Origin of the sequence: Sphingomonas sp. AAP5 (assembly GCF_004354345.1) — a bacterium.
GTDB lineage: Bacteria > Pseudomonadota > Alphaproteobacteria > Sphingomonadales > Sphingomonadaceae > Sphingomonas > Sphingomonas glacialis.
Window position 1 is genome coordinate 2,253,293 of sequence record NZ_CP037913.1, and the last position, 25,760, is coordinate 2,279,052.

Here is a 25,760-nt window from a genome sequence, read left to right on the forward strand (position 1 = left end):
GCCCAGGCGTCAGGCAACCGCGCGTAGCGGTTCGAGCATGGCGAGCTTGGCGCGCAGCCAGTGCGCGCCAAGCTCGGCGTCGAGCGCGATGGGGCTGAACGGATCGAGCCCAGAACCCGGATAGAAGGTCATTTCGCCGAACAACGGCCGCCCGTCGATCTCGTAGAGATCGACCCGCACGAAATCGCGCCCGTCTGACAGGCGCTCGGCGGCCATGATCATCGGGCCGAGCGTGACTGGCGGCGTCGGGTCGGGATCGGCGCTTGCCGACGACACGCGCTGCCAGTGGCGGTCGAACAGGATCCAGCGATGCCGTCCGCCGCGACCGAGATGAACCTGGACGTAGCGGACGCGCCCACCGAACACGTAGAATTTATAGTCGATCGGCAGCACCGGCGGCGCGCCGATGAACGGCTCGACCATCAGCCCGTGTGGGATGCCCGCATAGAGATCCTCGTCGAGCCAATATCCATAGGTCGACCGCATCCATCCGGCCGCACGCCGGCGGATATCGGCCCAGTTGGCGCTATCGTCGAAGACGAAGGCGGTCTGGTTGCAGCCGTGCCGCGCCTTGACGACGAATGGCATAGGCCATGCCGGTGCCTCGGGTAATTCGGTCCCCTGCCACAGCGTCGGGATGACCCAGTCGGCGCCGAGCCGCTCGGTCACGATCGTCTTCGCCACCAGCTTGTCCGCCATTCGCACCATCGCGGGGTCGGCGCCGGCCAGCTTGCGCGCCTGGACCAGCTCGGTGAAAGTGCGCGGATCATCGAGCGCGGGCCAGCGCCCGTGTCGCCACCAATAAGTCAGGTAGATCCGCCACCGTGCGCGCACCCTGGCAAGTCGAGGCGCTGAGGCCGGAAACGCAACATCCATCGCAGCACAAGCCGCGATCGATGCTGTTGGTTCCGGACCGGCCGAAAGCTGCGGCGGGTTCGAGGGGGAGCTCAAACCCCGCCGCGGCAAAGCCGCGTCGTCGGACGGGGCTGCAGGCCCCGCCGGCCGGGCCTGCCGCGGGCGCGGCGGAGCTTCGCTCCGCCGGCTGCGTCAGGCCGCAAACTGGTTCATCGTATTGTGCGCGCCGCCCGCCTTGAGCGCCGCCTCACCCGCGAAATACTCCTTGTGATCGTCGCCGATGTCCGAGCCCGACATGTTCTGGTGCTTGACGCAGGCGATCCCCTCGCGGATTTCCTTGCGCTGGACGCCCTTCACATAGCCGAGCATCCCCGCATCGCCGAAATACTCCTTGGCGAGATTGTCGGTCGACAGCGCCGCGGTGTGATAGGTCGGCAGCGTGATCAGGTGATGGAAGATCCCCGCACGCGCGGCGGCGTCCTTCTGGAAGGTGCGGATCCGCTCGTCGGCCTCGTCGCCCAGGTCGGTCCCGTCATAATCGACCGACATCAGCCGCGCCCGGTCATACGCCGAGACGTCCTTCCCCTCGCCCGCCCAGGCATCATAGACCTGCTGGCGGAAGTTGAGCGTCCAGTTGAAGCTCGGCGAATTGTTGTAGACCAGCTTGGCGTTGGGAATGACCGCGCGAACGCGGTCGACCATTCCGGCGATCTGCTCGATATGCGGCTTCTCGGTCTCGATCCACAGCAGGTCGGCGCCGTTCTGCAGCGAAGCGATGCAATCCATCACGCAGCGATCCTCGCCGGTTCCGGCGCGGAACTGGAACAGGTTCGAGGCTAGCCGCTTCGGGCGCAGCAGCTTGCCGTCGCGGTTGAGGATGACGTCGCCGTTGCGCGCGGTCGCCGGGTCGATCTCCTCGCAATCGAGGAAGCTGTTATACTGGTCGCCGAGATCGCCCGGTTCCTTCGACACCGCGATCTGCTTGGTCAGCCCCGCGCCGAGCGAGTCGGTCCGCGTGACGATGATCCCGTCCTCGACGCCGAGTTCGAGGAAGGCGTAGCGGCACGCGCGGACCTTCGCGAGGAAGTCCTCGTGCGGCACGGTGACCTTCCCGTCCTGATGGCCGCACTGCTTTTCATCGCTTACCTGGTTCTCGATCTGCAGCGCGCACGCACCCGCCTCGATCATCTTCTTGGCGAGCAGATAGGTCGCCTCGGCATTGCCGAAGCCAGCGTCGATATCGGCGATGATCGGCACGACGTGCGTCTGATAGCCGTCGATCGCGTTGAGCAGGCGCTGCTCCTCGACTTGGTTGCCGCTGGCGCGAGCCGCATCGAGATCGCGGAACATCATGCCGAGCTCGCGTGCATCGGCCTGGCGCAGGAAGGTGTAGAGCTCTTCGATCAGCGCGGGAACGCTGGTCTTCTCGTGCATCGACTGATCGGGCAGCGGGCCGAATTCGGATCGCAACGCGGCGATCATCCAGCCGGAGAGGTAGAGATAGCGGCGCTCGGTCGAACCGAAATGCTTCTTGATGCTGATCATCTTCTGCTGGCCGATAAAGCCGTGCCAGCAGCCGAGCGACTGGGTGTAGGCCGACGGGTCGGCATCATACGCCGCCATATCCTTGCGCATGATCGCGGCGGTGTAGCGCGCGATGTCGATCCCGCTCTGGAACCGGTTCTGCACCCGCATCCGCGCGACGCTCTCGGCATCGATGCCATCCCACGTGCCGTTGTAGCGCTGGATCAGGCTCTTGGTCTGGGCGATGTCGGTCTGGTAGGTCATGGGGGTGCCCCTCGCTCTGTGTGTATGGCGAGATAGGTACATGAATTGACAGCACTGTAAGCCGTTCATCGACAAATTACCGCGTTATTCTGTCAAACCCGCCACCGGTGCAGTGTAATATTGTAAATATCACACTATCCCTACCGGCTGCTATCGCTCGGGGCTTGCCGCCGATCCGGCGAGAATGCCGCCGTCGATCGTGAGTTCGGTCCCCGTCATGTAGCGCGCTTCGTCGCTTGCCAGCAGCACCGCGAGTGCGGCGACTTCCTCGGGCTCACCGAAGCGGCGCAGCGGCGTGTCCGCGACCAGCGCCGCCTCGCGCGCCGAACGATCCGGCCCGTCACCCAGCATCGGATCCCACATCGGCGTGCGGATCGCCGCGGGGTGGATCGAGTTGCACCGAATCGCCAGCCCCTGTTGCGCGCAATAGAGCGCAACGGTCTTGCTGTGGTTGCGGATCGCCGCCTTCGACGAGGCATAAGCCGCCGCGGCCGGGATCCCGATCATCCCCGAACGCGACGAGATGTTGATGATCGACCCAGCACCCTTCGCCCGCATCGCGCCGATCGCATAGCGACAGCCGAGGAAGGTGCCGTCGAGATTGACGCGGTGAACCGCCCGCCAATCCTCGAGCGTGGCATGTTCGGGATCATGCGCGGCGACGCCGTCCTCGAACCCGGTGACGCCGGCATTGTTGACCAGCACGTCGATCGCTGGCCACACCACCGCGAACCGCGCCCAATCCGCTTCGCGCGCAACGTCGAGCAAGGCCCACGGCTGACCAAGCTCTGCCGCAAGCGCCTGCGCACTTGGTCCATTCTTGTCCGTCACCACGACATGCGCGCCTTCCGCCGCGAACGCGCGCGCGATCGCCGCGCCAATGCCGCGCCCTGCGCCGGTCACGACGCACAGTTTGTCTTCCAATCGTTTCACGCGAGAATTCCAGAGATGAGAGGCCGCGCTCGCGCGGCAGGATGGTCAGGCAGTCGGCTGCGTGTTCATCGATCTCACTCCGGTTAGCGGCACAGTCTAACCGCTGGCGTGACGGGCGGCAAATCCCCGTTCAATCCCCGCCGAAGGTAAACGCGCTTACTCCGCGCTCGCGATCGTTGAGCACCAGCGCACGCCCCGCCGGCGGCAGCGAGCGCTGCGGACAATGCCCGCGCCCGCACGCGCGACACCCCAGGCCAATCGGGGTCGCCTCCCCCTTGAGATCGACCCCGCGCGCGATCGCCAGCGCGCCGGCATGCTCCGCCGCCACGCCCAGCCCGACGACGAACTCGGCCGCCACCGCGCCGAAGCGACGCCCTTGCGGCGCCACCGTCCGCGCGAGCGTCAACCAGCGCGCACCATCCTCGAGTTCGACGAGTTGCACGACGAGCTTGCCCGGCCGATCGAATGCGGCATGGATCTGCCACAACGGGCAGCGCCCTTCTGCCTCTGCCAAAGGCGACGCACTCGCGCCCGAAAAGCGCTTCGACGCTTGCCCCGCGCGGTCGATCCGCACGAAGAAGAACGGCAGCCCCCGAGCGCCCACGCGCTGCAACGTCGTCAGCCGGTGCGCGACTTGCTCGAACCCGGCACCGAAGCGGCGCTGGAGCAGCTCGATATCGTATCCCGTCGCCTCGCACGCGCGCAGGAAGCGGGCGTACGGCATCATCACCGCTGCGGCAAAATAGCTGGCGAGGTGGCGGCGATAGAGTCGCTCGGCAGCACGATCGGTAAAGCCCGCGCCCTTGACCAGCCCGTCGATTTCGCTGCGCGCCTCGATCTCGGCGAGCTGATAGGCAACGGCGAACGTGCGCGACGCAGGGTCGAGGATTTCCGACACCTGCAATTGCCGCGCGTGGAGATCGGTACGGCGCAGCAGGTCGGGCATCACGTCGACCGGCAGCACGCGGATCGTCAGCTGATGCTTGACGCGCAATCGCTCAGCGATCGCGCCGTAGAGATCGCCGGCTCCAAGCCGCAGCTCGTCGGCGAGTTTCTCCGCGATCGTGTCGAGATCCGAAAAATAGCCGCGCCAGCGTTCGATCTCGCGGCGTACCTCGCCGACCGAATCGAGCGCGCCGGGCGCGGCCGCGCTGCCCGCGCCGATCCGGTCGAAGGCGCGCGCAAAGGCTTCGGCGCCGCCGGGTGCGCCGGCAAGCCATTCCTCGAGTTCGTTGCGGTCGATCTCGAGATCGGCGAACATCGGGTCGGCAAGCCGCCGCCTGAGCGCGGCCTCGCCCCCGCCCGGCTCGCCTGCCGCGAGCGCGCGCGGATCGAAGTCGAAACTCTCGGCGAGCTTGACGATCAGCGATCCCGACAGCGGGCGCTGGTTCTTCTCGACGAGGTTGAGATAGCTCGGCGAAATCGTCAGCACCTCGGCCATCGCCGCCTGGGTCAGCCCCGCCTGACGCCGCAAGCGGCGGATGGCGTGGCCAGCGAAGAGTTTGCGATCGGCCATGACACGTCCTCGGATCTGCTCGGCGCTCCGGCGGAGTCGCAGGCGTACATGACCCTAACTGTCACATCTTTACAAGATCACCCGAGTTTGCGTCAGGATTGGTCACGCCTTTACCGATACCGCAGCCGAATCCCGCTGGCGGTTGGCACGCAATCGCTCCTAGTGGCGCCACGACTGGTGAGCAGGCTTGTAAAAAGCGCCACAGTTTGAATGGCTTTGAGAGTTTCCTGGGGAGGAAAGGATGCCCGCCGCGCCTCGTGCGCGGCGGGCATTTCCTGTTTGGAAAAGCCCCTCACCTTCAGGGGAGGGGTTGGGGTGGGGCTGTAACAGGCGCGGGCTCTCTGCGAGGCCTCCCCACCCCCATCCCCTCCCCTGAAGGGGAGGGGCGATCACGCGCCTACCAGACACAAAAAAGGGACGGGCAGCAGCGCCGCCCGTCCCCTCTTCAATCCCCGCAGATCAGGCCGCGAGCTTGCGCAGCACGTACTGCAGGATGCCGCCGTTGAGGAAATATTCCAGCTCGTTGACGGTATCGATCCGGCACTTCGTCATAAACGTCTCGACCGTGCCGTCGGCGCGGGTCATCGTGACCTCGACGTCCTGGCGCGGACGGATTTCCGAGACCTTCATGATCGTGAAGCTCTCGGAGCCATCCAGGTTCAACGTCTTGCGATCGACGCCTTCGGCGAACTGCAGCGGCAACACGCCCATGCCGACCAGGTTCGAGCGGTGGATGCGCTCGAAACTCTCGGTGATGACGACGCGCACGCCGAGCAAATTGGTGCCCTTCGCCGCCCAGTCGCGCGACGAACCGGTGCCATATTCCTTGCCCGCGATGACGATCAGCGGAACGCCGTCCGCCTTGAAGCGCATCGCCGCGTCATAGATCGGCATCGTCTCGCCCTTGTACGAGGACATGCCGCCCTCGACGCCGGGGACCATCTCGTTCTTGATGCGGATGTTGGCGAAGGTGCCGCGGACCATCACGTTATCGTTGCCGCGACGCGCGCCGTACGAGTTGAAGTCGGCGCGGGTGACCTGCCGCTCCATCAGCCACGCGCCTGCAGGCGAATCCGCCTTGATCGAGCCGGCCGGCGAGATGTGGTCGGTGGTGATCGAATCGCCGAGGATCGCGAGCGGACGCGCCTCGATGATGTCCTGCACCGGCGCCGGGGTCATCGACATGCCCTCGAAGTACGGCGGGTTGGCGATGTAGGTCGATGCCGGCGGCCAGGCATAGGTGTCCGACCCTTCGATCGCGATCGCCTGCCACTTCTTGTCGCCGAGGAAGACGCTCGCATAGCGCGACTGGAACATGCCGCGGTCGATGTTCGCGTCCATCACGTCGCGGACTTCGGCGTTGGTCGGCCAGATGTCCTTGAGATAGACGTCGGTGCCGTCGGTTGCCTGGCCGATCGGGGTGGTGGTGAAGTCCTCGGTCACCGTGCCCTTGAGTGCATAGGCGACGACGAGCGGCGGCGAGGCGAGGAAATTGGCGCGCACGTCGGGCGAGACGCGGCCCTCGAAGTTGCGGTTGCCCGACAGCACCGAGGCAGCGACGATGTCGTTGCCGTTGATCGCTGCCGAGATGGCGGGTGCGAGCGGGCCCGAATTGCCGATGCAGGTGGTGCAGCCATAGCCGACGAGGTTGAAGCCGACCGCGTTGAGATCTTCGGTCAGCCCGGCCTTGTCGAGATAGTCGGTGACGACCTGCGAACCCGGCGCCAGCGAGGTCTTGACCCACGGTTTGGGCTTGAGACCGAACGCATTGGCCTTCCGCGCGACGAGGCCGGCGGCGACGAGCACCGACGGGTTCGACGTGTTGGTGCAGCTGGTGATCGCGGCGATCACCACGTCGCCGTCGCCGATGTCATGGTCACGGCCTTCGACCGGAACGCGCTTGGCGGTCGAATGATGATAGATCTTCGCCAGGTCGGCGTTGAACGTGTCGTCGACCTCGGTGAGGATGACCTTGTCCTGCGGGCGCTTCGGACCGGCGAGCGACGGCACGACATTGGCCATGTCGAGCTCGAGCGTGTCGGTGAAGACGGGGTCGGGCGCATCGGCCAGACGCCACATGCCCTGTGCCTTGGCATAGGCCTCGACCAGCGCGATGTTTTCCTCGCTGCGGCCGGTCAAGCGCAGATAGGTGAGCGTCGCGTCATCGATCGGGAAGAAGCCGCACGTCGCGCCATATTCGGGTGCCATGTTGGCGATCGTCGCGCGATCGGCGAGCGACAGCGCGTCGAGGCCCGGACCATAGAACTCGACGAAGCGGCCGACGACGCCTTTGGCGCGCAGCATCTGCGTGACGGTGAGCACGAGGTCGGTCGCGGTAATGCCCTCGGCGAGCGAGCCGTGGAGCTTGAAGCCGACGACTTCGGGGATCAGCATCGACACCGGCTGGCCGAGCATCGCGGCCTCGGCCTCGATCCCGCCGACGCCCCAGCCGAGCACGCCGAGGCCGTTGACCATCGTCGTGTGGCTGTCGGTGCCGACGCAGGTGTCGGGATAGGCGATCGTCTTGCCGTCGGGCGCGACCGAGGACCACACCGTCTGGGCGAGGTTCTCGAGATTGACCTGGTGGCAGATGCCGGTGCCGGGGGGCACGACCTTGAAATTGTCGAGCGCCTTGGAGCCCCACTTGAGAAACTCGTAGCGCTCGTTGTTGCGCTGATACTCGAGCTCGACGTTATCCTCGAACGCCTTGGGCGTGCCGAATTCGTCGACCATCACCGAGTGATCGATCACGAGATGCACCGGCACGAGCGGGTTGATCTTGGCGGCGTCGCCACCGAGCTTGGTGATCGCGTCGCGCATCGCGGCGAGATCGACGACGCAAGGGACGCCGGTGAAATCCTGCATCAGCACGCGCGCGGGGCGATACTGGACTTCGCGGTCGGACTTGCGCTCCTGCTGCCAGTCGATGATCGCCTGGAGATCCTCGGTGGTGACGGTCTTGCCGTCCTCGAAGCGCAGCAGGTTCTCGAGCAACACCTTCATCGAGAAGGGCAGACGGCTGATGTCGCCGAGCTTCTCGGCCGCAGCGGCGAGGCTGTAATAGTCGTAGTGCACGCCACCCACGTCGAGCGTGGTGCGTGTACCGAGGGTATCCTGGCCGATGGCGGTCATAAGCAGCGGGTCCTTCCCTTTGCGTCAGGCCGCGGCGGGGAGGCGAAACCTTGGAGGTTCCGCGCGGGCGCGACCGACTATGCGAATGCGAGAGTCGGGAGGCCGATAGCAGCGAGGTGTCGCTTGGGGAAGGGCGTGACGGCCGCGCGCAGGCGCGACGCGCGCAATCTTCGGCGCGTGAGCGTTTTTTCACTATTCGCGCAGGCGCCAGGCGCGCTACGTCTCAGCCGGGCCGAATGGCGGCTTAGCATTGAGCAGACTGGAGATTTTCGCTCCGGCGCAACAGCTCGAGACTGCGATACGAGGGGGCCGTCGATGCAAATGTTGCGCCTTATCCTTCCTGCGGCAGCGCTGATCGCACCGATGCCGGCATTCGCCAGAACGCCGGCGGGGTGTGAGATCGCCAAAATGCTCGAGCTTCCCGTGACGATGAACGGCCGATCACCGATGGTGCTCGCCAAATTCGGCGCCAAGGATGCGCGCTTCATCCTCGACAGCGGAGCCTTCTACAGCACGATCTCGCGGGCGAACGCCGCCGAGTTCGGCGAACGCGTATTGCCCCTGCCAAGCTATTTCCGGATCACGGGCATTGGCGGCGATGCCTCTGCCGCCTTCATCACCGCCAAGGACTTCTCGCTAGGCGGTATCGCCATCCCGAAGGCGGATTTTGTCGTGGCCGGTAGCGACACCGGGACCGCGGGCCTGCTTGGTCAGAACGTCCTCGGCATCGGCGATGTCGAATATGATTTGCCGCATGGCGCTGTCCGGTTGATGAAGGTGACCGGCTGCGCGAAGGCCAACCTGGCGTATTGGGCAGGCGACAAGCCCAGCACGATGGTCCCGCTCGCCGCGCCGGGTCCGGGGCCGTGGAAGCCGCACACGATCGGCACGATCCTGCTCAACGGCGTCAAGATCCGCGCGATGTTCGACAGCGGCGCGCAAAGCTCGCTAGTGTCGCTCGCCGCCGCCAAGCGCGCGGGGGTAACGCCCGACTCCCCCGGCGTTATCCGGACAGGCTTCAGCCGCGGCCTCGGCGCGCGTCAGGTGCCGGCGTGGCTCGCGCCGTTCGACACGATCGACATTGGCGGCGAGGCGATCCGCCGCCCTCGCCTGACCATTTCCGAGATCGGGATGCAGGATATCGACATGCTGGTCGGTGCCGATTTTCTTCCTGACACACCGCATGTTCGTGTCGAACGCCAATCGCGCGCTGTTCATCACCTATGAGGGTGGCCCGGTGTTCAACTTGACGCCGAAGGGCGCGATGTCGGCCGAGGGCAAGGCGCTCAACTTGACCAACACCGCCCCCGAGCCGACCACCGCCGAGGAATATAGCCGGCGCGGCGCGGTCTTGTTTTCCAACCACCGCGTTACCGAGGCGTTGCTCGATTTCTCCAAGGCGTGCGCGCTCGCCCCGACCGAGGGCCGCTATTTCTATCAGCGCGCGATGGCGCGGCTCGCCAATCGCCAGCGCGACGCGGCGCTCGGCGATCTCGCCGAATCGATCCGGCTCGCGCCGGGCGACCCTGACGCACGGATCGCGCGGGCGCGGCTGAAAGTCTCGATCGCGCCACGCGCCGAGGTGCTCGACGACGTCAAAGCCGCCGATCGCGCGATCGCCCCCTCGTCGGACAAGCGGCTCGCCGTTGCGAGCCTGTACGACCGGCTCGACGAACCCGCCGCCGCGCTTGCCAATTACGATCAATGGCTCGCCAGCCATCCGGAGGACAGCGGTCGCGCATCGGCGCTCAACGGGCGCTGCTGGGCGCGCGGCTTGCTCGGGACCGAGACCGACAAGGCGCTGTCGGATTGCAACGCCGCGATTAGGATCCAGCCCAAGAACCCGTCGTACCTCGACAGTCGCGGGCTGATCCGGCTGCGGCGCGGTGAGCTCCGCCAGGCGCTCGCCGATTATGACGCCGCCCTGGCGGTCGCGCCCAAGAACCCCTGGACGCTGTACATGCGCAGCCTTGTCGCGGCGAAGAGCGGCGATACGGTAAAAGCCGAGAGCGACCGCGCGCTGGCGCTGAGCCTCGACCCCAACGTGGTCGAGCGCGCGCGCAAGATCGGCCTCTGACCGGGCAACGCCCGACAAACTGCAAATTTGTTCATGCCGCGTGCGTCTTACGCACGCTTGCGCTCGTACCTGCGCCGACAAGAACAGCCAAAGCGGTCTCGCGGCGGTTAGCGTCCTGTCGTGTGTAGGCGAAGCGGTGACATCGCAGATCAAGGTCCGCCACGGAGACGTCGCGGTCATGGTCCGACGATGCACTCGCAGCAGGGGAGGTCTGAACCGATGACCGACGATGTAAGCAAGCAACTGATCGACGTTCTGGATCGGCGTGTCGAACGCCGCAACGAACGCCGTGATTTCTTCAAGACCGCCTTTGGCGCCGCAGCCGTCGCAGGCGCCGGCATCGGCGCGATGTCGATGGGCAGCCGCGCCTCGGCAGCCGACCCGACCACTCCGACCGATCCCGACATCCTCAACTTCGCGCTCAACCTCGAATATCTCGAGGCACAGTTCTACAGCGTGGCCGTAACCGGCGTCGGCCTGTCGCCATCGATGCTGACCGGCACCGGTACGCAAGGCGCCGCGGTCGGTGGCCGCAAGGTCGTCTTCACCGACCCGCTCGTCGCCGCCTATGCCAAGGAAATCGCGGCGGATGAAATCACGCACGTGACCTTCCTGCGCACAGCACTCGGCAGTTCGGCGGTCGCGCAGCCCGCGATCGACATCGGCATTACGCCAACCGGCGCGTTCAGCTCGGCCGCCCGCGCCGCAGGCCTGATCGCCTCCGCCCCTGCCGGCACCGCGCAGACTTCGGTGTTCGATCCTTATGCGAACGACGACGCCTTCCTGCTCGGCGCGTTCATCTTCGAAGACGTCGGCGTCACCGCGTACAAGGGCGCTGCCCCGCTGCTCACCAAGACCTATATCGAGGCGGCCGCCGGTATCCTCGCGGTCGAGGCGTATCATGCCGCACTCGTGCGCACCGCGCTCTATGCGCGCGGCGTTGCGACCCCGTCGCTGCGCACTTCGGCCGATGCGATCTCGAACGCCCGCGATTCGCTCGATGGGGCGACCGACCTCGATCAAGGCATCTCTCCGACGACGATCAACGGCGGCGCTGCGTCGAACATCGTGCCGCTCGACAGTAACGGCATCGCGTTCAGCCGGACCACCGGCCAGGTGCTCAACATTGTCTATCTGAACAATGCTTCGGTCACGATGGGCGGGTTCTTCCCGGCTGGCGTGAATGGCAACATCAAGACGAGCGCCGCGAACTAAGCCGCGCCGTTCCCATTTGGGGAGATATCGACATGACCGATCAGACCATACTCGCGCAAGTCCTCGAGGCCGGTGAACGCCGCCGCCAGGAGCGCCGCCACTTCATGCGCACCGCCGCAACCGCGACCGTAGCGGCCGGTGGCCTGTCGTTGCTTGCAGCGTGCAACGACAGCACGACCCCGACACCCACGCCCACCCCGACCCCAACGCCGACGACATCGTCGAGCATGCAGACCGATCTCGACGTGCTCAACTTCGCGTTGAACCTCGAATATCTCGAGGCGCAATTCTATGTGAACGCGGTGTACGGCCAGGGCCTCCCGGCGTCGGCCTTGACCGGCACGGGAACGCAGGGCGCCGTCGTCGGCGGTCGCCAGGTCACCTTCACCGACCCGGTCGTCGCCCAATACGCCCGCGAAATCGCGGCCGACGAAGCGGCGCACGTCACCTTCCTGCGCTCGGCACTCGGGTCGGCAGCGGTGGCGCAACCGGCGATCAATATCGACGGTGGTGCCAATGGCGCCTTCACCATGGCGGCGCGCGCTGCCGGGATCGCGACCAACGCGAGCGGCGCGATCGACAACACCGCCGGCACGTTCGATCCCTATGCCAGCGACGTCAACTTCCTGCTCGGCGCCTTCATCTTCGAAGACGTCGGCGTGTCGGCCTATAAGGGCGCGTCGCCGCTGATCACCAACAAGACCTATCTCGAGGCGGCCGCTGGGATCCTCGCGGCCGAGGCCTATCATGCCGGGCTCGTCCGCACGGTGCTCTATGCCAAGGGCCTGGCGACGCCGTCGCTCGTCACCGCGGCCGGCAAGATCAGCGATGCGCGCGACAGCCTCGATGGCGCAAGCGACGACGATCAGGGCATCGCCGGCCCAGATGCGAGCCAGTCGAACATCGTGCCGACCGATGCCAATGGCCTCGCCTACAGCCGGACGACGGGCCAGGTGCTCAACATCGTCTATCTGTCGAAGTCGGCTTTGGTCGGTGGCGGGTTCTTCCCGAACGGCATCAACGGCAATATCCGGACGAGCGCAGCGAACTAAACCGCCGCACCGCACGTTCATGGCCCGCGCGACACCTGTCGCGCGGGCCTTTTTCGTGGGCGACGTCGTGCGCTGTTGCGCAACCCGGCGTTCGCGCGCAGCAAGCAGCCCTGAAACAAGGAGGATCCGATGCGTAAGGTGATGATCGCGACGACGGCCCTGCTGGGCCTGGCAGCCTGCAATACCGAGCACCCCGGCAAGACCGGCGCGCCGATCGCGCAAGGCGCGCGTGCGGTCGCCATGCTGCGCACCGCCGATGGCGCCGATGTCGGGCGCGCGACGGTGACCGAAGTCACCGGCGGGCTGCGTGTGACGCTCGACCTGCAGGGCCTGCCGCCGGGCACGCACGGCGCGCATATCCACACCGTCGGGCGCTGCGACGCACCCGATTTCGCCACCGCGGGCGGCCACTTTAATCCGCTCGGCGCAAAGCACGGGTCGATGAACCCGCAAGGCCCGCATGAGGGCGACATGCCCAATCTGATCGTCGGGGCGAACGGGCGCGGCACGATCGGCGCGGTGCTGCCCGCCGCGACGATGGCGGCCTTGCTCGATGCCGATGGCGCGGCGATCGTCATTCACGACAAGCCCGACGATCTGATGACCGACCCGTCGGGCAATAGCGGCGGGCGGATCGCCTGCGGCGTGTTCGCCGCGAGCTAGCCGTTAGATCGCTTCCCCTGCCGCGCGCGCCCAGGCCTCACGGTTGGCCTCGGCGCGCGGGACGAGCTTGTACGCGCCGATGGCGGCGGCGATCGTGATCGGCGCGACGAGCAGCAGCGACAGCACGCCGGTCGAGAGGCTTCCCGACAGCGTCGAGATCCGCCCGGCGAGATATGGCCCCATCGCCAGCCCGAGCAGCGTGGTGCCGATGAAGAACGTCCCCGTGGCGGTGCCGCGCATCCGTGGCAGCACGAGATCCTGCATCGTCGCCCCCGCCGCGCCGAGCGCCGTGCTGGCGCAGATCCCCGACAGGAATACCGCGGGATAGAACACCATCGTCGACGTCGCGGTGAATGCCAGCATCACGAACGGCAGCGGGACGGTCGCCCCGAACAGCACGACGATCAACCGCCCCGCCGGGTTACGCCGCCGCAAGCGGTCGGCCGCGATGCCGCCGAGCGTCACGCCGAGAAACCCGCCGAGCGCACCGCTCGACCCGACCAACAGCCCCGCCATCGCCGGCGTCTCGTGCAGCGTGCGCAGGACATAGGGCGACGCCCAGAAGCTCACCGCATAGCTGACAAAGGCGTTGAGGCCGTATGCGATGACGACGCACAGGAAGGCGGGATTGCCGACGATCAAGCGGAAGGTCGGCGGATCGCGGCGCTTGAGCGCACATGCCCAGGAAAACACCGCATAGGCGCCGATCCCGATCGCGACCCATTGCGGCCAGGGCTCGCCGAACGCGATCAACAGCGTCACCGCGCCGACCACGACGCCCAGCCCGAGCAGATTGACCAGCAGCGCCCTGCCCCCGCCCATCGCCGCGCCGATCAGCGTCAGCGGTGGCAGGATCGTGACGAGCTCGGCGAGGAATTCCTTGAACGGCGCGGGATGCGCCGGCGGTTCGGGCAGGCCTTCGACCGCGCCGCGGATCGGCTCCCGCAAGGTCGCGATCACGAGCGCGAGGACCAGCCCCGGAATGCCGACGATCATGAACGCCGCCTGCCAGCCGTGCAGCCCGAACGGTCCGCCATCGGGATAGGCGTGGTTCCAGCGCTGGACGATCAGCCCGCCAATCCCGAGCGACAGCCCGCCGCCGACGTACAGGCCCGACGAATAGATTGCGAGCGCGGTCGCGCGCAGCCGCTTGGGGAAGTAATCCGAGATCAGCGAATAGGCCGACGGGCTGGCGGTCGCCTCGCCGATGCCGACGCCGATCCGCGCGGTCGCCAACATCCCGCCGCTGCGCGCCATCCCCGAAAACGCGGTCATCGCCGACCACAAGGCGAGCCCGAGCGTCATCAAGCGGACGCGGTGCCAATTGTCGGCGAGCCGCCCGAGCGGAATCCCGAACAACGAATAGAATACGCCAAACGCCGTCCCGTACAGAAAGCCGAGATCCTCGTCCTTCAAATGCAGATCGCGTTTGATGTCTTCGGCGAGGATCGAAATGATCTGCCGATCGACGAAATTGAGCACGTACACGAGGAAAAGGATGCCGAGCACATACCAGGCATAGGCCGGCGCGCGCGTCGGCGCGGAACCCGGAATGGTCGCCATCAATCGATCCTCTCGGCATTTTCTGCTCTGCCGATGGACCTAGCAGACCATACCCGAAATACGAAAGCGATTTTCGCACGTCCCCGGCGTGTGTGCGACCGGACGATCGCACACACGCCGGGGAAGCGCGTTTGTAACAAAGTGCTGCTGCCACAAAACGCTACCGCTCACGCTCTGCGGATTCGCTTGAAATGGTCCGGGTGAAGGCCGATATTGCTGGTATCCGGCACTTGGCCGGTCATTAGGAGCTTTTCGCAATGGCAAACTGGTCTGATCCCCGTTCGAATGCCTCGGCATTCCAGACGGCCGGGACCACGCGCACCGACGCGTATGACGCGGGTCTGCGGCGCTACATGCTCTCTGTCTATAATTACATGGCGTCGGCCGTGCTGCTGACGGGTATCGTCGCGCTCGGTTTCGTCGCCAGCGGCTTTGCCGCGCAGGTCTTCGGTGGCCCCGGCATCCTGAAGTGGGTCATCTCGCTCGCCCCGCTCGGCTTCGTGTTCGGCATGAGCTTTGGCCAGGCACGCATGACCAACGGCACGCTGCAGGCGATGTTCTGGGGCTTCGCGGTCGCGATGGGCCTGTCGCTCTCGACGATTTTCCTGGTCTACTCGCCCGTCGCGATCGCGCAGGCGTTCTTTGCGACGGCGGCTTCGTTCGGCGCGTTGAGCCTCTACGGCTACACCACCAAGCGTGACCTGTCGGCGTTCGGCACCTTCCTCATCATGGGCGTCGTTGGCCTGTTCGTCGCGAGCATCCTCAACATGTTCCTGCAGTCGGGCCCGCTCGGCTTCGTGATCAGCCTGGTCGGCGTGCTGCTCTTCGCAGGCCTCACCGCCTACGACACGCAGCGCACCAAGAGCCTCTACGCGCAGGTCGCGGGCACGTCGGACGAGCAGCGCGTGACGATCATGTCGGCGCTCAGCCTCTATCTCGACTTCATCAACATGTTCCTGTTCATCCTGCGCTTGTTCGGCAACCGCAACTAAGCGTATCAGGGATATCATCTTCCAGGGCCCGGCGGACCGCTCCGTCGGGCCCTTTCTTTTGCGCGAAAGACCAGCATGCGGCTCGGGATCGATGTGACGCTCGATTATACGATCGATGGCGCGGCCGATGTGCTGCTGCTGATCGAGGCGGCAAAAGGCATCGACCAGCGGCTCGAACTTCAGGACATGCGAGTCTACACCGACACCCCGCTCCGCGCGGTGCCGGGCGAAGCCGGGATCGGCCAGCGCTGCTGGGCGCGCGGCAACGGTCCGTTCCGCGCCGAATACAAGGCGATCGTCGAGATCGGCCGAACGCCGATCGACCTCGCGACGCTTGGCGATACACCGATCCGCCTGATGCCGGGCGAGACGATCCCCTATCTCCTCCCCAGTCGCTATTGCGAATCCGACCGGCTCGAGGGCTTCGTCCAGCAGGAATTTCCGGGTCTTGCGGCCGGGCCGCTCGCGATCGCGCTGACCCAGTGGGTCGGCGACCACCTCACCTACGCCTGCGGGACATCGACCGGCACCACCACCGCGATGATGACCTTTGCCGAACGCCGCGGCGTGTGTCGCGATTACGCGCATTTGCTCGTCGCACTCGCGCGCGCTGGCGGCATCCCGGCGCGCTGCGTCTCGGCCTATGCGCCCGGCGTCGATCCGCCCGATTTCCACGCCGTCGCAGAATTGTGGATCGATGGCGGCTGGCACTTGATCGACGCGACCGGAATGGCATCGTGCGCCGACCTTGCCCGCGTCGCGGTGGGGCGCGATGCCACCGATATCGCGTTCATGACCGTGTTCGGCACTGCTACGCTCAACTGGCAGAATGTTGCGGTCACGAAACTGTCCTGAGGGAACACCGCAGCGCGCTCGAGTGTTGGGGCTTTCTGTTATTCAGGAGAGCCAAAATGACCGAAGACACCAAACTGGTTGATCAAAAAGCGCTCGACAGCCTGTCGGTTGCGCCCGGCAACCCCGACGATGCCAAGGATATTCACGATCCACGGCAGAATGCTGGCCAGGACGAGTCGATCGCCAAGCGGCTCGAACGCAATCCCGACAGCCCCGATGCGGCCCTCGACAATGCGCTCGACGAGTCGATGGACGCATCGGATCCGCCCTCGAACACCCAGCCGGGCGACAATGGCGCTGCGCCCAAGTCTTCGGGCTATGACTCGGACGCCGAAGCCAAGCGCGCGAGCGACGCCGACTGAACTCCAGCGGCGGTCGCGCAGATGTTGCGCGATCGCCGCAGATCGCGAACTTATCCTTCTGATAGGTCATTTCTATCATAAGATATGTTGCGTCGCATCACGAAACGTGGTCGCTTGATGGGCGGGGACGGTGCGGCGTTAACCATGGCGAAAGGCCTTGAGGCGCAACGTTGCTCGACTGCACTTTAGAGTGGGGTGACGGAAATGGGCTCTCGAATGAAACCGGCCAATGGCGCGATGACGCTGTCGGAAATGCAGGAATTTGCGACCTTTGCCTCAGCGACGCAGCGCTACGTGCGTCGCTCGCTCGACATCGGCCTCGACCGTGACGACGCGATCGAACGCTGGTCGCGCGATGGCGTCGAAACCGCGAGCATTCGCGCGCAAGCCCGCCTCTACACCCGCCTCCCCGCGATCCGGGCGCTGCTTCCCGATGACACTGGGCTCGACGCGATCGAACCGTTCCTGACGCCGTTGATGACGGTCACCGCGTTCGATCTCGGCCAGGGCCGCCTCACCACCTTCGCGGCGTATCGCTTCCTGTACGAACGTCTGATCGGCGCCGAAGTGCGGCCATGGCTGCCCGCCGCGTTCTGCTCGGCGGCGGCACTCCCGCATCTCCATCCCGATCTGCGGCGCAAGCTGCTCCAGTCGATCAGCGAAGCGGCGGCGACCGCATCCGGCTGGTCGAACCGCCAGCCGGCCTTCTATCCGAAATGGGTCGAAAAGGTCGAATCGACCGCGCTTCCGCACTGAGGCGCGACGCTACCCCCGAACCGCCGCGCTCATGGGCTCGGCGGTGACGGGATAGCCGAGATCGTCGGGAATGCAGAGATATTCGCGCCCATCGCGCGTTTCGCTCCACGGTGTCACGGTACGGATTTCATGCGCATGGGCGTCCGCCACCGCAGCATCGAAATCTGCGAATTGCGCGAGCCGCTCGAGATTGCGCCGCGTCGGGAAGATGATCGTCGCGCGGCCCGCATCGGCATCGTCGAGCACATCCTGCGCGGTCGCCCAGAAGGTGCGGACATTCTCGGTCGCATCGACCACCGCGGCCGCCGACTCCGCGGGCAGCTGTGCGAGATAGAAGCGCGTGTCGAAGATCCGGCTCGCCGCGTGCGCCGGCAGCCACCGCGCAAAGCCGGTCAGCGCCGACGGATCGAGCGTCAACGACAGCTCGTGGAGCACCGCGCCGAACGCGACACCGTCATGCAACGCGGCGCGCAGCCGCTGGAGCGTCGCCCCCGCCATCGGCGACATGCCGACGGCAACGCCGACTTCCTCGATCGTCTCGCGGATCGCGGCGATCCGCGCCGCCATATCGTCAGGGTCGCCACCGAGCTCGAGCGCGAGCGCGCGATCTCCCGGATCGACGCGCCCGCCCGGGAACACCAATGCCCCACCCGCGAACACCATCGCGCGAGATCGCTCGACGAACAGAAGGTCGGGCGCCGGGCCACCCGTTTCGCGGAACAGCACCAGCGTGGCGGCGGGGATCGGCGTGCTCATGCGCGGAATGCCCAGCGCAGCGTGCTCGCGACGCCGAACGTGCCAGCGCGCAGGAACGGCACGCCAAGGCTCGGCTGCGCGAGGCCATGCATCGCACGCGCCCAGCGGGGGAGCAGATCGACCCCGGCCTGCAAGGTGATCGACGCGAACGGGCCCGCCGCGACCGAGGGCGCAGGCTGGTCGAACAGCACGCTCGCCACGTCGCGCGTGCGCGCATCGACCAGCAGCTCGGGCCGCATCGCCGCCATGATCGCCTCGGCCTCCGCGCGGCTGTGCGGCACGGGATCGACTCCGAGCGGCGCCGCGATGCGCGCCATCTCGGCGACGTAGCGGTCCTGGTCGGCGCGCGACATGGTTGGCTCGCCGTAGCGGATCCAGCCATCGAGGAAGCTCAGCACCTCGCAGACATGCACCCAGGCGAGCAATGCGGGATCGCCGGCGCGATACGGCGTACCATCGGGCAACGTACCGCCGATATGGTCGTGGATCTGCCGCACGCGCGCGATCAGCGCGCGCGCATCGTCGGGCGCGCCGAAGGTGGTGACCGCGATGAAGCGCGCGGTCCGGCGTAACCGCCCCTGCATGTCGTCGCGAAAGCCCGAATGATCCCACACCCCGGCCAGCACCTTGGGATGGAGCATCTGGAGCAGCAGCGCAGCGATCCCGCCGACCATCATCGAGGTGACGTCGCCATGGACGCGCCACGCCACCGAATCGGACGGAAACAGTGCGTCCGCGTGGCGCTGCACGGGCTTTTCGCCCCGCGCCGCATCATTGAACACGGCGCGCACTTGCCCGACGATCAAGCCCTTGAGCGGACGAGTCAGGTGGCTGGCAGCAGACATGCGGCGCATCGTGCCCGAAGGAAGGCAGTGCGGCTAGGCCCGCGATGCAGCGCGGAGCGGATTTGATCGAGAGCAACATCTGGCGTGGTGGAGCTGAGCGGAATCGAACCGCTGGCCTCTGCAGTGCGATTGCAGCGCTCTCCCATCTGAGCTACAGCCCCGCACCACGCCCGCGCCGTGTTTCTGGGCGGTACGCCGCCTTAACGAGGCTTTTTGAGCGACGCAACTGCCCGCCTTCGTCGGCAGAAAATTCCTTGCGACGAAGCGAATGCAGGCTGCGACGCATGCGGCCTGAACGCGGCTAAGTCCCGGAACGGATGGCGATCTCCTGCGCTGTATTGAACAGCCCCGCCGACACGAGCAGATCATGCGGCGCGGCGTTCACCGTCTCAGGAGGACGATATCATGGGTTATGAACGCTATCCCCGCAGCACTTCGGGTGGATATGACGATCGCGACCAGGGCCGAGGGTATGGCCGCGAATCCAACAACCGCGATTCCTACGGCGCCGACCGCGATCGCTATGGCAGCCGCGACGCCCAGCCCTGGGGCGCCTATGACGAATTCGGCCAGCGCGACCGCTATAACGACGACGCCCGCCGTGACTCCCAGCCGCAGTCCGGGCGCGACTATGGCTATCAAGGTCAGGGCTATCAGGGCCAGGGCGGATACCGCCGGGACAATGATGGCCGCAGCGGCTACGGACAGAACAGCAATCAGGGCGATCGCTACGGCGCACGCGACTATGGCCGTCCCGACATGTACCGCGGCACCACCAACGATCGCTTCCAGCAGGATCGTGGCCAGCAAGGTCGCGCCCAGCCGGGCTATGGCCGCCAGCCGCAGGGCTATGACTATGACGATCGCGGCTTCTTCGACCGCGCCGGTGACGAAGTCCGCTCGTGGTTCGGCGACGAGGAAGCCAATCGCCGCCGCGATCTCGACGCACGCTATGACGAGCAGCGCTCAGGCCATCCCAGTGACGACCATTACAGCGACTGGCGCCGCTCGCAGATCGATGCGCTCGACCGCGACTATCACGAATATCGCCAGGAAAACCGCACCAAGTTCGACAGCGAATTCGGCACATGGCGCACCCAGCGCCAGACGCAGCGCGGCTCGCTCGCGCAAGTCACCGAGCATATGGAAGTCGTCGGTTCTGACGGCGCGCATGTCGGCACGGTCGACAAGGTGCGCGGCGACCGGATCATCCTGACGAAGAACGACGCCGATGCCGGCGGCCGGCATCACTCGATCCCGTCGCGCTGGCTCCAGTCGGTCGCCGACAAGGTGACGATCTCGAAGACCGCCGAGGACGCCAAGGCACATTGGCGTGACGAGGAACGCAACCAGGCGTTCTTCAACGAAGACGGCACGCATCGCGCTGAAAAGAGCGACGACAAGACCGCCACTGGCACGCAGGACTTCGGCCAGACCACGCGGACCTATTGACGCGAGGCGCCCCGCTCCCGGTCGGGAGCGGGGCCAGCCGCGCGAAAGGTGGCGCACGACACGGAAGCCGCCCCCCCTTCCGTCGCGCTGCTCCTCGGCCCCTCTTCCCAGTGGAGAGGGGCTTTTTGTTTGTCCGGGTTACAGCGCGCCCGAGAAGGTGTCGCACTGCGCGGGGTCGCCGCTATCCATGCCCTTGCGCAGCCACGCCATGCGCTGCGCCGAGGTGCCGTGGGTGAAGCTGTCGGGCACGACGCGGCCCTGCGACTGCTTCTGGAGCGTATCGTCGCCAATCGCCTGCGCCGCCGTCATGCCTTCCTCGACATCGCCCGCGTCGAGCCGATCCTTGTTCTGCGCGGCCCACACGCCGGCATAGCAATCCGCCTGTAGCTCGAGCTTGACCGAGGCCTGGTTGCCCTCGAGCGCGCTGCCACGCTGCTGGATCGACGCGACTTGATCCGACGTGCCGAGCAAATTCTGGATGTGATGGCCGAATTCATGCGCGACGACATAGTCCTGCGCAAAATCGCCCTTCGCGCCGAAGCGATTGGCCAGTTCGTCGAAGAAGCTGGTGTCGAGATACACGCCCTGGTCGCGCGGGCAATAAAAGGGCCCCATCGCGCTCTGCGCCGCACCGCAGCCCGAGCGTCCGTTGCCGGCAAAGAAGACCAGCTTCGGCTGCTGGAAGGTCTTGCCTTCCCGCTGGAAGATCGACGCCCAGGTCTTGTCGGCCGAGCTGAAGGCGTTGCATGCAACCTTGCTTGCCGCATCGGTGGTGCAGCTCGCGGTCGCGCTCTTGCCGGAGCTCGGCTGCCCGACCTGCTCGGTCGGCGCCGATCGCTGGCTCGTCCCCCCACCACCGAGCATGCCCAATCCGCCGCCGAAGAAGAACAGCACGGCGAGCAGGATCGCGACGCCGCCGCAGCCGAAGCGGCTGAACACCATCGGCAGCAGCCCGAGCAGCAAGCCACCCCCACCGCCGCCGCCGCCAAATCCGCCAAATCCGCTGCCGCCTTGACCGCGCTGGTCCTCGACGTTGATGTTGGGGTCGAAATCGTCGAGGCGCATTGGATCAGTCCCGGGGTCGTTGCCGCTCGATGCTGAATGCTTCGCGCGCGCGCTTGTTGCAAGGAGCACTTGCTCCCGATCGACCGCCACATGACGCGGCTTTCATCAAACTGTCGTTGATCCGCTCCGGCAACACGCGCATGTCGAGGGCATGGCAGATGCAGCTCCGACCCGGCCGAAACGTCGCGCGAAGGCGCTTCCCTTGCCCGATTGCGTCGCGCTGGTGCTGCAGGGCGGCGGCGCGCTGGGCAGTTATCAGGCGGGCGTGATCGAGGGGCTGGCGGCGAGCGGAATCGAGATCGACTGGGTTGCCGGCATCTCGATCGGCGCGATCAACGCCGCGATCGTCGCGGGCAATCCGCCCGAGCGGCGGGTCGAGCGGCTGAATATCTTCTGGGACACGGTCACCTCGGCCTTGCCCAGTTTCCCGATCTTCCCCGACGACCGGATACGCGAATTCCTCCACGAATGGTCGGCGGGCTTCGTGCTTGCGGCGGGCGTGCCGGGGTTCTTCAAGCCGCGGCTCGTCTCGCCGATGTTCGCGGCGCCCGGCACGCCCGGCGCGATGAGCTTCTACGACACCGCGCCGCTCAAGGATTTGCTCGACGCGCTGGTCGATTGGGATCTGCTCAACCATGGCCCGGTCCGCCTCTCGGTCGGCGCGGTCGATGTCGAGAGCGGCAATTTCAGCTATTTCGACACGACCGAGACCGTGATCGACGCGCGCCATATCATGGCGTCGGGGGCGCTCCCGCCTGGCCTGCCGCCAGTCGAAATCGACGGGCGGCTGTGGTGGGATGGCGGCCTGGTCTCGAACACGCCGCTGACGCACGTGCTCGATCATCAGGACGGCGCGCTGCTCGCCTTCCAGGTCGATCTCTTCTCCGCCGCGACCGAGCGCCCGCGCACGATCATGGACGTGATGGCGCGCGAGAAGGAAATCCGCTTCTCGAGCCGGACGCGGCAAGTGTCCGATCAAGTGATGAAGGTTCGCAAGGATCGCGAACTCGCGCGCAAAGTGCTCGCCAAGCTGCCGCCCGAGCTCGCCGACGACCCTGACGTCGTCGCGCTGCGCAACCGGTCGAACGAGGACCCGGTCAATCTTGTCCACCTGATCTACCGCGCCAATGCGTGGGAGGGCGGCAGCCGCGATTTCGAGTTTTCTGCCCGCACGATGCGCGAACATTGGGAGGCGGGGCAGGAAGCCGTCGCCGAGACGATGGCGCATGCGCAACTCGTCGCCGAGAATATCGAGACCGGCAAGAGTGCCGCGTTCGATCTGACCGTCCACCGCACGCCCCTACCCTGACCGAAACGGAGATACGCATGTTCCTCAAGGGCAAGACCGCCATCGTCACCGGCTCGACCTCGGGCATCGGGCTCGAATATGCCAAGCTGTTCGCCGCCGAGGGCGCGAGCGTCGTCATCAACGGCTTCGGCGATGCCGCCGCGATCGAGACCGAGCGCGCCAAGCTCGAGGCGGCAAGTGGTGCGAAGGCGCTGTACGACGCCGCCGACATGACCAAGCCCGAAGAGATCGCCGCGATGGTCGCGCGCTGCCATGCCGAGCTCGGCGGGCCCGACATCATCGTCAACAATGCCGGCATCCAGCACGTCGCTAGAATCGAGGACTTCCCCGCAGACAAGTTCGAGGCGATCATCAAGATCAACCTCAACTCGGCCTGGTACATGATGCAGGCCGCCGTCCCGCTGATGAAGGCCAAGAAATGGGGCCGCATCATCTCGACCGCCTCGGCGCACAGTCTCGTCGCGAGCCCCAACAAATCGGCCTATGTCATGGCCAAGCACGGCCTTGCCGGCTTGACCAAGACGATCGCACTCGAAACCGCGACCTATGGGATCACCGTGAACTGCATCTCGCCCGGCTATGTCTGGACGCCGCTCGTCGAGGCGCAGATTCCCGACACGATGAAGGCGCGCGGCATGACCAAGGAGCAGGTGATGAACGACGTCCTGCTCGAGGCGCAGCCGACCAAGGAGTTCGTGACCGTCGATCAAGTCGCAGCGCTCGCGCTGTTCCTCTGCCGCGAAGAGGCAAAATCGATCACCGGCGCCAATCTCTCGGTCGACGGCGGCTGGACCGCCGCCTGATCGGGCTTTTCGGCCGCGGCGGCGCGTCGTTGGCAACCTAGCGCCGCCGTGGTTAGTTGTGCGGGCTATAACGGTCGCAATGAAAGAATGGTCGCCTTGAAGAGATTTGCCCGGGGTTTGGGATCGACGTTGTGTACGCTGCCGTTCGCGCTGTTCGGCCAATGCGGCGCCGGGGCGCACAAGACGATCGAAGTGCGGATCGAGCCCCGCTCGTTGATCGGCGTCTCGCACGACACCACCGATTGGCGCCGCGTCGCCACCCCCAACGATCGCGAGCGGCTGCGCGGCTGGCGCCAGGCGTGGATCGCCGCGCTCGCCAAGGCGTCGGCGAGCGTCAATGCCGGGACGCTGACGGCCGATCCCTTGCTGTTCGACCCAGACCGCGCATTACCCGGTGCGACGCCACCGCCCGGCGCGTATCACTGCCGCGTCTACAAGCTCGGCGCCAACGGCACCGCGATGCACAACATCACGATCTATCCCGAGGTCGATTGCCACGTCACCCGCGATGGCGCGGTGTCGAGCCTCTACAAAGTGTCCGGGCCACAGCGCCCGGTCGGCTTGCTCTTTCCCGACTCCTCGTCGCGCGCGGTGTTCCTCGGCACGATGGTGATCGGCGACGAAACCCGGCCGCTCAATTACGGCCAGGACGTCAATCGCGATCTCGCCGGGTATGTCGAACGGATCGGCGAGCAGCGCTGGCGCCTCGTGCTGCCACGCCCCCGCTTCGAATCGCTGCTCGACGTAGTCGAGATCGTCCCGGCGCCGCGCTGAGTCCTCAGTCCGTCGGCGCCGCCGGCAGCCGCGCAGCGTCTTCCTTGCGCTCGGGCCGGATATAGATCGACGACAATTTGGGCTCGGCCGCCTTCAATTCGGTCTCGATGTCCTCGATCAGCAACTCCGCCTCGCCCATTGTCAGCGAATCCTCGAAGTCGGCGCTGATCGCGAGGAAGATGCTTTCGGGCGCGGTATGGATCGAGCGGACATGGTTAACCGCGGTGATCTGCGGCCGGCGATCGACGATCGCGTGGACCTTGGCGACGATCTCGGGGTCGGCGCCCTCGCCGATCAGCAGACCCTTCGCCTCGCGCGCGAGCAGCGCGGCGACGACGCCGAGCAGCACGCCGATCACGATCGAGGCAATGCCATCGATCCGCGGATCGCCATAGGCATGGCTCAGGAACACGCCGGCACCAGCGACGATCAGCCCGCCAATCGCCGCCGAATCCTCGAACAGCACGATGAAGCCTGCCGGATCCTTCGACCGGCGCACCGCCTTCCACCAGTTCACGCCGCGATTGGCTGCGGCGAATTCGCGGATCGCGAAGAACCAGGACCCGCCCTCGAGCGCGAACGACACGCCGAGCACGATATAATTGACCAGCGGATCGCGCAGCGGTTCGGGATGCTTGTAATGCTCCCAGCCTTCATAGATCGAGACGCCCGCACCGACTCCGAAGATCAGGATCGCGACGACGAAGCTCCAGAAATAGAGTTCGCGGCCATAGCCGAACGGATGCGCCTCGTCGGGCGGGCGCTTGCCGCGGTGCTGGCCATACAGCAGCAGCACTTGGTTGAAGCTGTCGACGACCGAGTGGAAGCCCTCGGTCAGCATCGACGACGATCCGGTGAACGCCGCTGCGACGAATTTCGCCACCGCAATGCCGAGGTTGGCGGCAAGCGCCGCGATGACGACGAAGTTCGAGCCGCCTTGCTTGGTCGCGGACATAGTGGAAGCTCCCTTTGGCGGCGACATAAACGCGCCGCCCGG

General features: G+C 66.1%; 23 protein-coding genes and 1 tRNA gene. 13 read left to right on the forward strand and 11 right to left on the reverse strand.

The genetic code is table 11. The features are described from left to right. Positions 1-9: 9 nt before the first annotated feature. The 5 genes from E2E30_RS10395 to acnA form a co-directional block, all read right to left on the reverse strand. Positions 10-834, reverse strand: coding sequence for an ATP-grasp fold amidoligase family protein (locus E2E30_RS10395; RefSeq protein WP_240698908.1), 825 nt, complete (start codon positions 832-834; stop codon positions 10-12). 213 nt (positions 835-1,047) lie between these two features. Next, positions 1,048-2,643 carry an isocitrate lyase gene (locus E2E30_RS10400; RefSeq protein ID WP_133189563.1) on the reverse strand — a complete coding sequence of 532 codons (1,596 nt, stop codon included), beginning with the start codon at positions 2,641-2,643 and terminating at the stop codon, positions 1,048-1,050. Positions 2,644-2,793: 150 nt separating this feature from the next. Beyond that, on the reverse strand, positions 2,794-3,576 hold the full coding sequence (locus E2E30_RS10405; protein ID WP_133189565.1) for an SDR family oxidoreductase: 783 nt from the start codon (positions 3,574-3,576) through the stop codon (positions 2,794-2,796). Between the two features lie 130 nt (positions 3,577-3,706). Next, on the reverse strand, positions 3,707-5,092 hold the full coding sequence (locus tag E2E30_RS10410; protein WP_133189567.1) for a helix-turn-helix domain-containing protein: 1,386 nt from the start codon (positions 5,090-5,092) through the stop codon (positions 3,707-3,709). A gap of 459 nt (positions 5,093-5,551) precedes the next feature. After that, positions 5,552-8,224: an aconitate hydratase AcnA gene (acnA, locus tag E2E30_RS10415; RefSeq protein WP_133189569.1), complete on the reverse strand. Its 2,673-nt coding sequence runs from the start codon at positions 8,222-8,224 to the stop codon at positions 5,552-5,554. A 321-nt stretch (positions 8,225-8,545) separates the two neighbouring features. Here acnA and E2E30_RS21010 point away from each other — a divergent pair, with 321 nt between their 5' ends. The 5 genes from E2E30_RS21010 to E2E30_RS10435 all read left to right on the forward strand — a co-directional run bounded on the left by E2E30_RS21010 (position 8,546) and on the right by E2E30_RS10435 (position 13,231). Continuing rightward, positions 8,546-9,451: a retropepsin-like aspartic protease gene (locus E2E30_RS21010; RefSeq protein ID WP_240698909.1), complete on the forward strand. Its 906-nt coding sequence runs from the start codon at positions 8,546-8,548 to the stop codon at positions 9,449-9,451. Then, complete coding sequence (locus tag E2E30_RS21015; protein WP_240698910.1) at positions 9,381-10,301, forward strand: tetratricopeptide repeat protein; 921 nt, start codon at positions 9,381-9,383, stop codon at positions 10,299-10,301. The genes E2E30_RS21010 and E2E30_RS21015 overlap by 71 nt, the downstream gene beginning before the upstream one ends. 219 nt (positions 10,302-10,520) lie before the next feature. Next, the gene (locus tag E2E30_RS10425) at positions 10,521-11,516 is read left to right on the forward strand and encodes a ferritin-like domain-containing protein (RefSeq protein ID WP_133189571.1); all 996 of its coding nucleotides are present in this window, start codon (positions 10,521-10,523) and stop codon (positions 11,514-11,516) included. A 32-nt stretch (positions 11,517-11,548) separates the two neighbouring features. Further along, a complete protein-coding gene (locus E2E30_RS10430) occupies positions 11,549-12,568 on the forward strand; it encodes a ferritin-like domain-containing protein (protein ID WP_133189573.1) in 1,020 nt (339 codons plus the stop codon). Between the two features lie 129 nt (positions 12,569-12,697). Continuing rightward, positions 12,698-13,231: a superoxide dismutase family protein gene (locus E2E30_RS10435; RefSeq protein ID WP_133189575.1), complete on the forward strand. Its 534-nt coding sequence runs from the start codon at positions 12,698-12,700 to the stop codon at positions 13,229-13,231. A gap of 3 nt (positions 13,232-13,234) precedes the next feature. Here the strand turns inward: E2E30_RS10435 and E2E30_RS10440 are convergent, their stop codons facing one another. Continuing rightward, on the reverse strand, positions 13,235-14,794 hold the full coding sequence (locus tag E2E30_RS10440) for a spinster family MFS transporter (RefSeq protein WP_133189577.1): 1,560 nt from the start codon (positions 14,792-14,794) through the stop codon (positions 13,235-13,237). 257 nt (positions 14,795-15,051) lie between these two features. Here E2E30_RS10440 and E2E30_RS10445 point away from each other — a divergent pair, with 257 nt between their 5' ends. The 4 genes from E2E30_RS10445 (at position 15,052) to E2E30_RS10460 (ending at position 17,759) form a co-directional block, all read left to right on the forward strand. Then, on the forward strand, positions 15,052-15,786 hold the full coding sequence (locus E2E30_RS10445) for a Bax inhibitor-1/YccA family protein (RefSeq protein WP_133189579.1): 735 nt from the start codon (positions 15,052-15,054) through the stop codon (positions 15,784-15,786). A gap of 75 nt (positions 15,787-15,861) precedes the next feature. Then, on the forward strand, positions 15,862-16,641 hold the full coding sequence (locus tag E2E30_RS10450) for a transglutaminase-like domain-containing protein (protein ID WP_133189581.1): 780 nt from the start codon (positions 15,862-15,864) through the stop codon (positions 16,639-16,641). A gap of 56 nt (positions 16,642-16,697) precedes the next feature. Next, positions 16,698-17,003, forward strand: coding sequence for a hypothetical protein (locus tag E2E30_RS10455; protein WP_133189583.1), 306 nt, complete (start codon positions 16,698-16,700; stop codon positions 17,001-17,003). 216 nt (positions 17,004-17,219) lie between these two features. Beyond that, on the forward strand, positions 17,220-17,759 hold the full coding sequence (locus E2E30_RS10460) for a hypothetical protein (protein ID WP_416194491.1): 540 nt from the start codon (positions 17,220-17,222) through the stop codon (positions 17,757-17,759). A gap of 9 nt (positions 17,760-17,768) precedes the next feature. Here E2E30_RS10460 and E2E30_RS10465 read toward each other — a convergent pair whose 3' ends face one another. The 3 genes from E2E30_RS10465 to E2E30_RS10475 all read right to left on the reverse strand — a co-directional run bounded on the left by E2E30_RS10465 (position 17,769) and on the right by E2E30_RS10475 (position 19,521). Further along, on the reverse strand, positions 17,769-18,515 hold the full coding sequence (locus E2E30_RS10465) for an NUDIX hydrolase (RefSeq protein WP_133189587.1): 747 nt from the start codon (positions 18,513-18,515) through the stop codon (positions 17,769-17,771). Then, entirely contained in the window at positions 18,512-19,360 is an 849-nt protein-coding gene (locus E2E30_RS10470; protein ID WP_133189589.1) for an oxygenase MpaB family protein, read from the reverse strand. Before E2E30_RS10470 ends, E2E30_RS10465 begins: the two co-directional genes overlap by 4 nt. An 85-nt stretch (positions 19,361-19,445) precedes the next feature. Further along, positions 19,446-19,521: transfer RNA gene (locus E2E30_RS10475), tRNA-Ala, on the reverse strand. A gap of 244 nt (positions 19,522-19,765) precedes the next feature. Between E2E30_RS10475 and E2E30_RS10480 the strand changes: the two genes are divergently transcribed. After that, a complete protein-coding gene (locus tag E2E30_RS10480; RefSeq protein ID WP_133189591.1) occupies positions 19,766-20,812 on the forward strand; it encodes a DUF2171 domain-containing protein in 1,047 nt (348 codons plus the stop codon). Positions 20,813-20,950: 138 nt separating this feature from the next. Here E2E30_RS10480 and ypfJ read toward each other — a convergent pair whose 3' ends face one another. Continuing rightward, a complete protein-coding gene (gene ypfJ, locus E2E30_RS10485) occupies positions 20,951-21,877 on the reverse strand; it encodes a KPN_02809 family neutral zinc metallopeptidase (protein ID WP_133189593.1) in 927 nt (308 codons plus the stop codon). Positions 21,878-22,028: 151 nt separating this feature from the next. Here ypfJ and E2E30_RS10490 point away from each other — a divergent pair, with 151 nt between their 5' ends. From E2E30_RS10490 to E2E30_RS10500, 3 genes are all read left to right on the forward strand, one after another. Then, positions 22,029-23,186, forward strand: a complete 1,158-nt coding sequence (locus tag E2E30_RS10490) for a patatin-like phospholipase family protein (protein ID WP_133189595.1) — start codon at positions 22,029-22,031, stop codon at positions 23,184-23,186. Between the two features lie 17 nt (positions 23,187-23,203). Next, positions 23,204-23,989 (forward strand): 3-hydroxybutyrate dehydrogenase, encoded by a 786-nt coding sequence (locus E2E30_RS10495; protein WP_133189597.1) that lies wholly within the window; start codon positions 23,204-23,206, stop codon positions 23,987-23,989. 96 nt (positions 23,990-24,085) lie between these two features. Further along, positions 24,086-24,763 (forward strand): DUF4893 domain-containing protein, encoded by a 678-nt coding sequence (locus E2E30_RS10500; protein ID WP_229839233.1) that lies wholly within the window; start codon positions 24,086-24,088, stop codon positions 24,761-24,763. A 4-nt stretch (positions 24,764-24,767) separates the two neighbouring features. On the opposite strand, the gene E2E30_RS10505 is transcribed toward E2E30_RS10500, so the two are convergent. Continuing rightward, entirely contained in the window at positions 24,768-25,718 is a 951-nt protein-coding gene (locus E2E30_RS10505) for a cation diffusion facilitator family transporter (RefSeq protein WP_133189601.1), read from the reverse strand. Between the last annotated feature and the right edge of the window lie 42 nt (positions 25,719-25,760).